General features: G+C 71.6%; 10 protein-coding genes. 5 read left to right on the forward strand and 5 right to left on the reverse strand.

The window, feature by feature from the left end; translation table 11 throughout:
• Nucleotides 1-51: 51 nt before the first annotated feature.
• Entirely contained in the window at nt 52-1,209 is a 1,158-nt protein-coding gene (locus SOM13_RS06990) for a nuclease-related domain-containing protein (protein ID WP_320479223.1), read from the reverse strand.
• 193 nt (nt 1,210-1,402) lie between these two features.
• On the opposite strand from SOM13_RS06990, the gene SOM13_RS06995 reads away from it, so the two are divergent.
• The 5 genes from SOM13_RS06995 (at nt 1,403) to SOM13_RS07015 (ending at nt 8,279) form a co-directional block, all read left to right on the forward strand.
• Nucleotides 1,403-2,440, forward strand: a complete 1,038-nt coding sequence (locus SOM13_RS06995) for a LacI family DNA-binding transcriptional regulator (RefSeq protein ID WP_320479224.1) — start codon at nt 1,403-1,405, stop codon at nt 2,438-2,440.
• A 273-nt stretch (nt 2,441-2,713) separates the two neighbouring features.
• Nucleotides 2,714-4,849 carry a beta-galactosidase gene (locus SOM13_RS07000; RefSeq protein WP_320479225.1) on the forward strand — a complete coding sequence of 712 codons (2,136 nt, stop codon included), beginning with the start codon at nt 2,714-2,716 and terminating at the stop codon, nt 4,847-4,849.
• Between the two features lie 46 nt (nt 4,850-4,895).
• Nucleotides 4,896-6,254: an ABC transporter substrate-binding protein gene (locus tag SOM13_RS07005; protein ID WP_320479226.1), complete on the forward strand. Its 1,359-nt coding sequence runs from the start codon at nt 4,896-4,898 to the stop codon at nt 6,252-6,254.
• A gap of 85 nt (nt 6,255-6,339) precedes the next feature.
• Nucleotides 6,340-7,317: a sugar ABC transporter permease gene (locus tag SOM13_RS07010; protein ID WP_320479227.1), complete on the forward strand. Its 978-nt coding sequence runs from the start codon at nt 6,340-6,342 to the stop codon at nt 7,315-7,317.
• On the forward strand, nt 7,314-8,279 hold the full coding sequence (locus SOM13_RS07015) for a carbohydrate ABC transporter permease (protein WP_414655513.1): 966 nt from the start codon (nt 7,314-7,316) through the stop codon (nt 8,277-8,279). Before SOM13_RS07010 ends, SOM13_RS07015 begins: the two co-directional genes overlap by 4 nt.
• Before the next feature lie 133 nt (nt 8,280-8,412).
• Here the strand turns inward: SOM13_RS07015 and SOM13_RS07020 are convergent, their stop codons facing one another.
• From SOM13_RS07020 to SOM13_RS07035, 4 genes are read right to left on the reverse strand one after another with little or no spacing between them, the layout of a single operon-like run.
• Complete coding sequence (locus tag SOM13_RS07020; RefSeq protein ID WP_320479228.1) at nt 8,413-9,585, reverse strand: Gfo/Idh/MocA family oxidoreductase; 1,173 nt, start codon at nt 9,583-9,585, stop codon at nt 8,413-8,415.
• Nucleotides 9,582-10,802, reverse strand: a complete 1,221-nt coding sequence (locus tag SOM13_RS07025; protein WP_320479229.1) for a Gfo/Idh/MocA family oxidoreductase — start codon at nt 10,800-10,802, stop codon at nt 9,582-9,584. Before SOM13_RS07025 ends, SOM13_RS07020 begins: the two co-directional genes overlap by 4 nt.
• A complete protein-coding gene (locus SOM13_RS07030; protein ID WP_320479230.1) occupies nt 10,799-11,587 on the reverse strand; it encodes a ThuA domain-containing protein in 789 nt (262 codons plus the stop codon). Before SOM13_RS07030 ends, SOM13_RS07025 begins: the two co-directional genes overlap by 4 nt.
• Before the next feature lie 32 nt (nt 11,588-11,619).
• The gene (locus SOM13_RS07035; protein ID WP_371740777.1) at nt 11,620-12,372 is read right to left on the reverse strand and encodes a carbohydrate ABC transporter permease; all 753 of its coding nucleotides are present in this window, start codon (nt 12,370-12,372) and stop codon (nt 11,620-11,622) included.
• Nucleotides 12,373-12,479 lie beyond the last annotated feature (107 nt).

Consider the following 12,479-nt stretch of genomic DNA (forward strand, 5'->3'; position numbering starts at 1 on the left):
GGCCAGCTGGTCCAGCTCGGCTAGGCGGACCAGCCGGGCTAGACGCCGGGCCTACGCCTGGGTCCGGTCGGAGGCCTCAGCGGAGGCCGTGTCCGTGTCGGCGGCCGGTGCCGTGTCCGAAGCCGTGCCTGAGACCGGGTCCGAGGTCATGGCCGGGGCCTGCTCGGGGGTCGGTGCCGGGGCCGGCGCGGCCGGCGCGACCGACGCGGTCGACGCGGCCCGCGCCTCCTCGGCGAAAGCGCCGAAGCGGAGCACGTCGGCCCCGTACGAGGCGAGCAGCGCCGCGACGTCCTCGACGCGCGCCTGAGACAGCTTCTTGGTCGGACGCGAGATCAGCTCGCGCACGACGGCCTCGAGCTGGGTCGGGGTCGACACGATCTGCGTGGCCGCGCCTCCTTCGCTGCGGTCCTGATCGACGGCGAAGACGGTCGCCTTCGGGTGCGAGTACAGCACGCAGGTGTCGAACCACAGCCTCGCGTCGATCGACTCGTGCACCCGGTCGGACAGCCTGTTCGCCTGGCGCCGCACCTGCGACGCCGGCGACTTCGTGCCGAGGTGCGACCGCACGGTCAGCACGGTGGGCGAGTCGTCGACCACCTGAAGGGCGAACGGCGGCGACATCGTGCTCTCGTCGAAGAGCCCCCCGAACGCCGGGAACACGCTGCTCGGACGCCGACCGTCGAACACGATGCCGCGCCAGCCCTTGTTCTCGACCACCATCGCCCCGGTCTCGCCGACCAGCACGTGGTCGACCTGCGCGACGAACCTGCCGGAGGCGCTGCTCGCGGCGGGCACGAACACCACGTTGGTCAGCAGCACGACGTCCGCGCCGGCCGCACGGCAGGCCGCGGCGATCAGCTCGCGCGACGTCGCCTCGTACTTGAGGCCCGTCGACAGCATGGCCCGGGTCTGCTCGGCCTCGTCGAGGGCGGCCTGCTTCTGGTCGGCCAGCCGCTTGTTCTCGGTGCCGAGCTCGGTGGCGAGGGCCTCCTTCTCGCGGGTGTGCTCGGCGGTCGTGCGCGCCATGCGGGTGTCGTGGTGGGCGTCGCGGGCGTCCTGCTCGGCACGGGCCTGGCGGGCCTGCTCGTCGGCGGCCCTGCGGGCCTGCGTGAGGCGGCGTCGCAGCACCAGCAGCACCACGACGACGGCGATGACGACGACGAGCAGTGCGGCGGCGATGATCCACGGGAGGGTCTGATCGGAGAGCATGAGGCCAGCACATCACGAGGAGGCGCGGCGCGGGTCGTCCCTCGCCGGGCCGGACCGAGGTCGGCCTGCTCGCGCGTCGTCGCGCCTGCTGTTCGCTTAGGCCGCGAGACCCCGGGGAGTGGCTGAGACCCCTTCGCGCGCACGGGGGTCTCAGCGACATCCTGGGGTCTCGGCGCAGGCTAACCTCGGGGGCATGCCCGACGCCACGATCTACGACGTGGCGGCCCGCGCGGGGGTGTCGCATCAGACGGTCAGCCGGTTCCTCCGCGGCTTCGAGGGGATCCGGCCCGAGACCCGCGCCAAGGTCGAGTCGGCCCTCGCCGAGCTCGAGTACCGGCCGAACAGCGCCGCGAGGTTCCTCCGGCTGAAGCGCACCAACCGCATCGCCCTGCTCGCCGACAACATGCACCTGTCGGGCCCGGCCCGCACGATCGCCAGCGCCACCGAGGCCGCGCGCGACCTCGGCTACGTCACCGACATCGTCACGATGGACGGCAGCGACGAGGGCAGCGTCCGCGAAGCCCTCGATCTCGTGCTCAGTCAGCAGATCGCCGGGCTCGTGCTCATGGCCCAGACCGCGATCGCCCGCACCGCCATCGCGCAGCGCGACATCTCGATGCCCGTGGGCCGCGACTTCGGTCTCGTCGTCGACGGCACCGGCGAGTCGCTCGGCATCCGGGCCGGCCGCGTCGCCGCCGAGCATCTGATCGAGCTCGGGCACCGCCGGGCCGCCTACGTCGCCGGGCCCGAGCAGTGGCTCGTCGCCCGGGAGCGTCAGGAGGGCTTCACCGCCGCCTTCACGGCCGGGGGAGGCGAGGTCGTCGCGAGCACCGCGGGGGACTGGTCGGCCGAGTCGGGCTTCGCCGCGGCCCGCCTCCTGCTCGCCGAGGGCGCCCTCGACAGCGGAGGAGGCGCGGGTCGGGCCCCCGACGGAGGCGCCACCGCCGTCGCGGTCGCGAACGACACCATGGCGATGGGTCTGCTCGCGGCGCTCGCCGAGGCCGGCGTCTCGGTGCCCGGCGACGTCAGCGTCGTCGGCAACGACGACGCTCCGGAGGCGCGCTACATGGTCCCGCCCCTCACGACGGTCGACCTGGACTTCGCGCAGGAGGGCGTGCTCGTCGTCACCTCGCTGATCGACCGCATCGAGGGGCGCGAGACCGACCCCGTGATCCACGTGCCGACGCCGGCGTTGGTGACCCGCGCCTCCACGGCTCCGCCCCGCGTCTGAGCCCCCGGCACCGGCTGCGGACGCCTCGGCACCGGCCGCAGACGGCCCCGCGCCGGCCGAAGACGCCCCGCCGCTCGCCGCAGACGGCCCCTGCACCCACCGCCGCATCACGGTCGGGTCACGCCGCTCGATTGCCACTTGCGCGACGTCGGCGGCTCGACTAGCTTCCTCATCAACGCCGATGTTATCGACAACATCGGCCGACCACCATGCACCACCAGCACGCCAGCATCCGCGGATCGACGCCGATCCGCACGAGCAGACAGGTCGACGATGACGTCAGCACCACGCCACTCCGGGGTCCTCTTCGGGGCCGCCTACTACGCCGAGTACCAGCAGGCGGGCACCCTCGATCGCGATCTCGACCTGATGGTCGAGGCCGGCTTCACCGTGATCCGCGTGGGCGAGTCGGTCTGGTCGACGTGGGAGCCCCGCGAGGGCGAGTTCGACCTCGACTGGCTGCAGCCCGTGCTCGACGGCGCCCACGCCCGCGGCATCTCGGTCGTGCTCGGCACGCCCACCTACGCCGTGCCGCCGTGGCTGCAGGTGCTGCACCCCGAGATCGCGGCCGAGCGCACCTCCGGGGTCCGGGCCGGCTGGGGCGCCCGCCAGGAGATGGACCAGAGCCACCCCGCCTACCGCTTCTACGCCGAGCGCGTCGTCCGCCGCGTCGCCGCCCGGTACGCCGACCACCCCGCCGTGATCGGCTGGCAGGTCGACAACGAGCCCGGCAACGAGCTGCCCCGCAACGAGCAGGTCTTCCAGCGGTTCGTCGCCTGGCTGCAGCGCCGCTACGGCACGGTCGAGAGCCTGAACGACGAGTGGGGCCTCGTCTACTGGTCGCACCGCATCACCGAGTGGTCGCAGCTCTGGCGCCCCGACGGCAACGTGCAGCCGCAGTACGACCTCGAGTGGCGCCGGTTCCAGGGCGAGCTCGCCGACGAGCTGATCGCCTGGCAGGCCGACGTCGTGCGCGAGTACGCCCGCGACGATCAGTTCGTCACCACCTGCATCTCGTACGCCCGACCCCAGGTCGCCGACGACCGGCTCGTGAAGAGCCTCGACGTGACCGCCGGCAACCCCTATTACAAGATGCAGGACGGTCTCACCCGCGGCGTCGAGATCCCCCGCGAGGCCGGCTGGTGGCACACCGGCGTCTGGGCCCTGCACCAGTGGGGCGACCGGGCGTTCTCGTCGGCGCAGTCGTCGTTCCTGGTGACCGAGACCAACGCGCAGTCGATCGGCGGCCCGTGGCAGAACCACCCGCCCTTCGACGGGCAGATCAAGCAGGCCGCGCTCGCCCTGGTCGCCCGAGGCGCCCGGATGGTCGAGTACTGGCACTGGCACACGCTGCACTTCGGCGTCGAGACCTACTGGGGCGGCGTGCTGCCGCACAGCCAGCGACCCGGTCGCATCCACCGCGAGGTCGCGGCCCTCGGCGCGACCCTCGGGGCGGTAGGAGGCGCGGTGGACGGATTCATGCCGGCCGCCGACGTGCTCATGCTCTGGTCCACCGACACGAAGTGGTCGTTCGAGGGCTACCCGCCCCTGGCCCTGCCGAACGGCGACCCCGACCCCGACTCGTACCTGCACCTCTTCGACTCGCACTACCGGGGTCTCGCCGAGTCCGGCGCCCAGGTGCGCATCCAGCACGTCGAGCAGTTCGTCGCCGCCATGACCGCCGACTCGACGGGCCCCGCGGCGGTCGCGGCCGAGCACCCCGTGCTCGTCGTTCCCGGTCTGTACGTCGTCGACGACGAGACGCTCGACGCGCTCTCCGCCTACGCCGAGGCCGGGGGGCACCTCGTGCTCGGCGTCCGCACCGCCTACGGCGACCAGCTCGCCAGAGCCCGGCGCGACGTCGCCCCCGCCCGGCTCTCGGGCCCCGCGGGCGTCTGGTACGAGGAGTACACGAACCTCGACGAGCCCCTCGAGGTCCTCACCGCCGGCCCCGCCGACGGTCTCGCCCTCGAGCCCGGCTCGGCCGGCACCCGCTGGGCCGACGTGCTGAAGGTCGACGACGCCGAGGTGCTGGTGCGGTTCCCGGCCACCGAGATCGGGGCCGACGCGGTGATGACGACCCGCGCCTCCGGGGCCGGTCGCGTCAGCTACGTCGCCACCGTGCCGAACCCCGAGCTGTCGCGGAGCATCGCCCGCTGGCTCGTGCCGCAGACGGCGGCCCGCGACTGGGCGGCGACGGACGCCGTCACCGTCACCACCGGGTCGCGCCCCGACGGGCCCGACCTGGCCTTCGTGTCGAACTGGTCGGCCCACGAGGCCGCCGTGACCGCACCCCGCGCCGTCCGCGATCTCGAGACCGGCGACGTGCTCGAGGCCGGTCGCACCCTGACCCTCACCCCCCGATCAGCCCACGTGTTCGAGCACGTGGCCACGACCCCCACCCCCTGAACCCGGCGTCTCGCCCGAGACGCCGCACACCCCGAAAGAGAAGACCATGAAGCGGAAGAACACAGCAAAGGCGCTCGTGTCCCTGGCTCTCGTGTCGGCGTTCGCGCTGACCGCGTGCGCCCCCGGCGGCGGAGGAGGCGGTGGCGGTGGCGAGACCACCGCCCCCGTCTCGCAGGCCGACATCGACGCGGCGATGGACACCGAGACGACCATCACCTTCTGGACCTGGGTGCCCGACATCCAGAAGGAGGTCGACCTCTTCGAGGCGAAGTACCCGAAGATCACCGTCGACGTCGTCAACGTCGGCACGGGCACCGTGCAGTACCCCAAGCTGCGCACGGCTCTCAAGGCCGGCAAGGGCGCCCCCGACGTGGCGCAGATCGAGTACCAGTACATCCCGTCGTTCCGTCAGACGGACAGCCTGGTCGACCTCACCCCGTACGGAGGCGCGGAGCTGGAGTCGAAGTACGTCGAGTGGGTCTGGAACCAGGTCGCCGACGACAGCGGCGTCTGGTCGGTGCCGCAGGACTCCGGGCCGCTCGGCAACCTCTACCGCTCGGACATCTACGAGCAGGCCGGCATCACCGCCCCGCCCGCCACCTGGGACGAGTTCGCCGAGCAGGCGCAGACCGTGAAGGACGAGACCGGCTCGTACATGTCGAACCTGCCGGGCAACGACCCCGGTCAGGTCGTCGGGCTCTTCTGGCAGGCCGGCGCCAAGCCGTTCTCGTACGACGGCGACAAGACCGTCGGCATCGACCTCGACTCGGCCGAGACGCAGAAGGTCGTCACGTTCTGGCAGGACCTCATCGACAAGGACCTCGTCTCGACCGACGCCGACTTCACGGACTCCTGGTACCAGGGCTTCTCGTCCGGCAAGTACGCCAGCTGGCAGACCGCCGCCTGGGGCCCCGTGTTCCTGCAGGGCACCGCCGCGAACACCAGCGGCAAATGGACCGCCGCGAAGATCCCCCAGTGGGAGGCCGGCGAGGACGTCTCGGGCAACTGGGGCGGATCGTCCGACGCCGTGATCACGGGCACGAAGAACCCGATCGTGGCCGCCGAGTTCAGCAAGTTCCTCAACAGCGACCCCGAGTCGACCCTCGCCTTCGCGAACGAGCAGTTCCTGTTCCCGACGACGACCGACACCCTCTCGAGCAGCGAGTTCACCGGCACGGCCAGCGACTTCTACGGCGGCCAGAAGGTCAACGAGCTCTTCGCCGGCGTCTCGGACACGGTCAGCACCGACTTCCAGTGGCTGCCGTTCATGGACTACGTCTACTCGAGCTTCAACGACACCCTCGGCAAGGCCATCGCCGACCACGACGACATGTCCGCCGCCCTCACGGCGTGGCAGGACGACGTCACCGCCTACGCGAAGCAGCAGGGCTTCACCGTCCAGTAGTGCTCACGGCACCGTCCGTCGACGTCGGCCGCCCCCGGGCGGGCGGCGGCGACGGGCGGTGCCCCCGGCCCGGCAAGGAGCCCCGATGTCCACCTCCGTCACCCCCACCCCCGCCTCCGCGAGTGCTCGTCGAGACACGACCCGCGCCTCCTCGACCCGCACGCCGACCCCGCGTCGTCGCAGCACGCTGCACCGACCCCAGCTGATCGCCGCCTGGGCGCTCGCGATCCCGTTCCTGCTCGTCTTCGCGGCGATGTTCCTCGTGCCTCTCGGCTACGCCGGGTACCTCAGCACCTTCACCTCTCAGCTGGTCGGCGGGCAGGTCTTCTCGGGGCTCGCCAACTACGAGCGGGCCCTGAACGACCCGAGCTTCTGGGCCGGTCTCGGGCGCGTCGCGCTGTTCCTGTTCGTGCAGGTGCCGATCATGCTCGTGATCGCCCTGTTCGTCGCCCTCGCGCTCGACACCGGTCGTGTCGCCGGCAGCAAGTTCGTCCGTCTCGCGATCTTCGTGCCGTACGCCGTGCCCGGCGTCGTCGCGACGCTCATGTGGGGCTACCTCTACGGCCGCGAATCGGGGCTGATCGCCCAGGTGCTGACCGGCGTGGGCCTGCCCGCCCCCGACCTGCTCTCGCCGCAGAACGTGCTCGGCAGCACGATGAACATCGTCAGCTGGGAGTTCATCGGCTACAACATGATCGTGCTGTACGCGGCCCTCCGCAGCGTGCCGACCGAGATGTACGAGGCCGCCGAGATCGACGGCGCCGGGCCCTGGCGGGTGGCGTGGAGCATCAAGATCCCCGCGATCCGCTCGGCGATCCTGCTGACGGTGATCTTCTCGGTGATCGGGTCGTTCCAGCTCTTCAACGAGCCGAACCTGCTCTACAGCATCGCCCCGAACGCGATCGGCTCGGACTTCACCCCGAACCTCTACGCGTACAACGTCGCGTTCCGCAATCAGGACGTCAACTACGCCGCGGCCATCGCGTTCCTGCTCGGGTTCCTCATCATGATCATCAGCTACGTGGTGCAGCTCGCCACCTCACGCAAGGAGCGACTGTCGTGACGATCGCACCCGCACCCGTCGACACCGCCGGAGCCACGGCCGTCGACCGTCCGGCCCGCCGACTGCAGAGCGCAGGAGGCGCGGGTCGGCGACGCCCCCGACGTCGCGTCGAGCGCTCCCAGCGCAAGACGCCGATCCTGACCGTGATCCTCTGGATCACGCTGGCGTACTTCCTGCTGCCGCTGGTCTGGCTCGCGATCCAGGCGACGAAGACGAACGGCGACATCTTCAGCACGTTCGGTCTGGCCTTCGGACGCAGCTTCGCGCTCGGCGACAACGTGGCGCAGCTGTTCACCTTCCAGGACGGCATCTTCCTGCAGTGGATGGGCAACACGGTGCTCTACGCCGTGGTCAGCTCGGTGGGGGCGGCGCTGCTCGCCACCATGTGCGGGTACTCGCTGGCGAAGTACGTCTTCATGGGCCGGTCGTTCGTCTTCGGGCTGATCCTCGGGGCGGTCATGGTGCCGCTGACGGCGCTCGCCATCCCGACGTACCTGCTGTTCAGCGCGGCGAACCTGGTCGACACCCCGTGGGCGATCATCCTGCCGTCGCTCGTCAGCCCGTTCGGCGTCTACCTGATGCGCGTCTACGCGAGCGAGGCCGTCGACGACAGCCTGCTCGAGGCGGCGCGCATCGACGGGGCCGGTGAGCTGCGGATCTTCCTGACGATCTCGTCGCGACTGCTCGCCCCGGGCATCGTCACCGTGCTGCTGTTCGCGCTGGTCTCGACCTGGAACAACTACTTCCTGCCGCTGATCATGCTGAACGACCCGAGCCTGTTCCCGGCGACGGTCGGCCTGGCGCAGTGGCAGCAGGCGGCGACCGGCGGAGGCGGGGCGCAGGTACTGTTCTCGACGGTGCTGACCGGGTCGTTCGTGTCGATCCTGCCGCTCGTGGTGGCGTTCCTGTTCCTGCAGCGGTTCTGGCAGTCGGGCCTGAGCGCCGGCGGCGTGAAGGGGTAGCGGCGGACGGCGGGGCAGGCTCCGCGCCCGCTCCCCGTGCCCCGCGCCTCCTGCCCCGCTCCCCGCGCCTCCTGCCTACGCGAACGCGGTTCATGGCGCATCCGCCCCGAGAACGCAGGAGGCGCGGGTCACGCTAGACGGGCAGCCAGACGGAGTCCGCGGCGTCCGACGCCTCGACCGCGGCCAGCACGCGCTGCACCTGCAGGCCGTCGGCGAACGACGGGGCCGGCTGCGCGCCGGCGGCCAGCGCCACCACGAGATCGCGCAGCTGGTGCGTGAACGCGTGCTCCCACCCGAGGCCATGCCCGGCCGGCCACCACGCGTCGACGTACGGGTGCTGCGGCTCGGTCACGAGCACGCGGCGGAACCCCGACTCGGGCCCGTCGACCTCGAGCACCTCGAGCTCGTTCGGACGCTCGAGGTCGAACGCCACGGCGCCCCGCGAGCCCGAGACCTCGAGCCGGAAGGCGTTCTTGCGACCCGTCGCGAACCGGGAGGCCTCGACCGAAGCGATCGCGCCTCCTTCGAGTCGGGCCGTGAACCAGGCGGCGTCGTCGACCGTCACCCGACCGCGCTCCGACCCCGCGACCCCGCCGAGACCCGAGGTCGTCACCGTCTCGTCGACCAGCGGCCGCTCGGTCACGAAGGTATGCAGCGTGCCCGACACGTCGGTGAGGCGCCGACCGGTCACGAACTGCGCCGCGTCGACCGCGTGGGCCCCGATGTCGCCGAGGGCGCCCGAGCCCGCGACCGCCTTGTCGAGTCGCCAGGTCATCGGGTCGGTCTCGTCGATCAGCCAGTCCTGCAGGTACTGCGCCCGCACCTGACGCACCTCGCCGATGCGCCCCGCCGCCACGATGTCGCGCGCCAGGGTCACGGCCGGCACCCGCCGGTACGAGAAGCCGACCATCGCGAACACGCCGCGCTCGGCGGCGGCGGCCGCGGCCGACGCCATGCGCTCGGCCTCGGCGACCGTGTTGGCCAGCGGCTTCTCGCAGAGCACGTGCTTGCCCGCCTCGAGCGCGGCCACCGCGATGTCGACGTGCGTCGAGCCGGGCGAGCAGATGTCGATCACGTCGATGTCGGGGTCGTCGACCGCGTCGCGCCAGTCGGACGCCGTCGACTCCCACCCCCACCGCTCGGCCGCCGCGCGGGTGGCCGCGACGTCGCGACCGACCAGGGTCGCCATCACGGGCGCCAGCGGCAGGTCGAAGAAGGCGGGCGCGACACGGAGGGCCTGCGAATGCGCCGCACCCATGAACCCGTGACCCACGAGGGCGAAGCGGAGGGCGCCCTGCCCGGTCACCGCGCCTCCTGCCGTTCCCGCTCCGGAGCCGAGGAGGCGCGGGTCGCGTCGACCCCGCCCGCCCCGCCCTGCAGGGCCGCGCGCACCGACGCCCACGACTCGAGACGCGCCTTCACCTCGGGGTCGCGCTCGACGGAGACCGCCTCGCGGTGCGCCTGCTCGAGCACGTCGTCGACCAGCACGCGCTCGCCCGTGCGCGTCGACCGGATCGCCGCCTCGACCATCACGAGGCTCATCACGTTGCCGTGCACCTCGCCGTCGGGGCGCTCGCCGGTGCGGAGGGCCCGGGCGAACGCCGCGAGCGAGCCCGCGATCTCGACACCCACGGTCGGTCGCGCCTCGGGGGCCCCGGGGGCGCCGTCGATCTCGCTGACCGGCTCGTCGTCGCCCGACCAGAGCGCCGTGCCGCCCGAGCCCGAGACGCGCCAGGCGCCGTTCCACGAGGTCTCGACGCCGGGGCTGCACCACGAGCCGTCGTAGCTGTAGCGGACACCGCCCTCGAAGCCGATCACGGCGCTCGCCGCCGCGTCTCCGCGGTACCACGACCACGAGGGGTTCCACGAGTCGCACCACACCGACACGGGGTCGCGACCGATCAGGTAGCGCGCCGAGTCGAACGCGTGGATCGCCATGTCGAGCAGCAGCACGTCGTCCATCTGCTCGCGGAACCCGCCGAAGTGCGGCGCCTTCGCGAACGACGTCGACACCATGCCCACGTCGCCGAGCAGCTCGGCGTGCGCCTTCAGCGCCACCAGCTGGTCGTTGTAACGGCGCGACTGCGACACCATGAACAGCTCGCCCGTCACCTCGGCGGCGGCCGTCAGCGACAGAGCCTCGGCGACGCTCTGCGCGGCCGGCTTCTCGCCGAGCACCGGCAGACCGAGGCGGAGCGCCTGCATCGTCACCGGGTGGTGCGCCACCGGCACGGTCACGTCGAGCACGGCGTCGGGCGAGACCCGGGCCACGAGGGCGGCGAGGTCGCGGTCGACCGGCAGATCGGGCAGACCGGCGTGCTGCGCCCCGGCGCGGGCGGCGTCGAGATCGAGGTCGACGATGCCGACCAGCTCGACGTCGGGGGAGTCGGCGACGGTGCGGAGCCAGGCCCGCCCCATCTCGCCGGCGCCGACCTGCACGACCCGCAGCGGGCCTCCTCGGCGGTCGACGCGGCGGAAGCCGCCGGGTGCGGTGGTCTCGTCCACGGGGATCGGGGCGCTCATGCGTCGGCCGGCTCCTCGATCGGGCCCGAGTAGTCCTTGCCGTCGAAGTACTCGCCGAGGTCGTAGCGGAGCAGCGTCGGCGTGGCGCGTTCGCGCTCGGGGCGGGCCCACTCGGCGGCGTTCGAGATGACGCGGCGGACGTCGGGGTGGAAGTACACCGGGAAGTCCTGGTCGCCGGGCGAGAAGAAGAAGATCTTACCGAAGCCGCGGCGGTAGGTCATGCCGCTGCGGAACACCTCGCCGCCGGTGAAGCCCGAGATGAAGATCAGCTCGTCGGGCGTCGGCACGTCGAAGTACTCGCCGTACATCTCCTGTTCGGGGATCACGATCGGGTTCGGCACGCCGCGGGTGATCGGGTGTTGCGGGTTGACCGTCCAGACGAGCTCCTGGTCGTGCTCGCTGCGCCAGCGCAGCGTGCAGGTCGTGCCCATCAGCTTCGTGAAGATCTTCGACCAGTGGCCGGAGTGCAGCACGATCAGCCCCATGCCGGCGAGCACGTGGCGGTGCACCCGCTCGACGATCTCGTCGTCGACGTCGCCGTGCGCCGCGTGACCCCACCAGGTGAGCACGTCGGTGTCGGCCAGCAGCTCTTCGGTGAGGCCGTGCTCGGGCTGGTCCATCGTCGCGATGCGGACGACGGCGTCGGGCAGGTTCTCGCCGACGCCGGCGGCGATCGCCCCGTGCATCCCGTCGGGGTAGCGGTCGGCGACGTGCTGCTCGACCTTCTCGTGGACGTTCTCGCCCCAGACGGTGACCCGCAGGGGTGCGGTGGTGTTCGTGGTCATGGTGTTCCCTCTCTCTCGGGTGTGCGCCGTCGTCACTTGACGGCCCCGCCGGTGGCACCGGCGGCGATGAACTTCTGCGCGGCGAGCAGCAGCACGATGGCGGGCAGCGACGCGAGCACGGCGGCGGCCATCACGGTCGACCAGTCGGCCGTGTAGGTGCCGATGTACTGGTAGATGCCGAGCGTGATCGGCCGGATGTCGGTGGTCGTCGTCAGCGTCAGCGCCATCAGGAAGTCGCTCCAGGTGAACAGGAACGTGAAGAGACCCGCGGTGATCATCGCGTTGCGGCTGATCGGCAGCACGATGCTGCGGAACGCCCTGAAGTCGCCGGCCCCGTCGACCTTCGCCGCCTCGATGACCGACGGCGGGATGTTCAGCATGAACGCCCGCATGATCAGGATCGCGAACGGCACCCCCGCCGTCGAGTCGGCCAGGATCAGCCCCGGGATCGTGTTCAGCAGCCCGACGTCGTTGTACGCGGCGTAGAGCGCGTTCGCGACGACGATGCCCGGGATCATCTGCGAGATCAGGATCGCGAACAGCACCGCGTTGACCCCCCTGACCTTGAACTGCGCCAGAGCGTAGGAGGCGGGGGTCGCGATCGCGAGGCTGAGCACGACGCTGCCGAGTGCGATCACGAGGCTCGTGACCAGGTTGCCGCCCTGGTCGGCCAGCGCCTGGGCGTACCCGCCGAACTGCGCCTCGAACGGGAACCAGGAGGCCTCGATGGCCGACCCGGCGGGCTGCAGCGAGATGTTGACCATCCAGTAGACGGGGAACAGCATCCCGGCGAGCAGCAGCACGCCGATCGCGCTGAGCAGGTACTTCTTCGGCCCCTCGGGGCGCGAGAGCGGTCGGCGGCGTGCGGCGCCGCGACGATCGACGGCCCCGG

The sequence above is a fragment of the Frigoribacterium sp. CFBP9030 genome, from assembly GCF_034045195.1.
Lineage (GTDB): Bacteria > Actinomycetota > Actinomycetes > Actinomycetales > Microbacteriaceae > Frigoribacterium.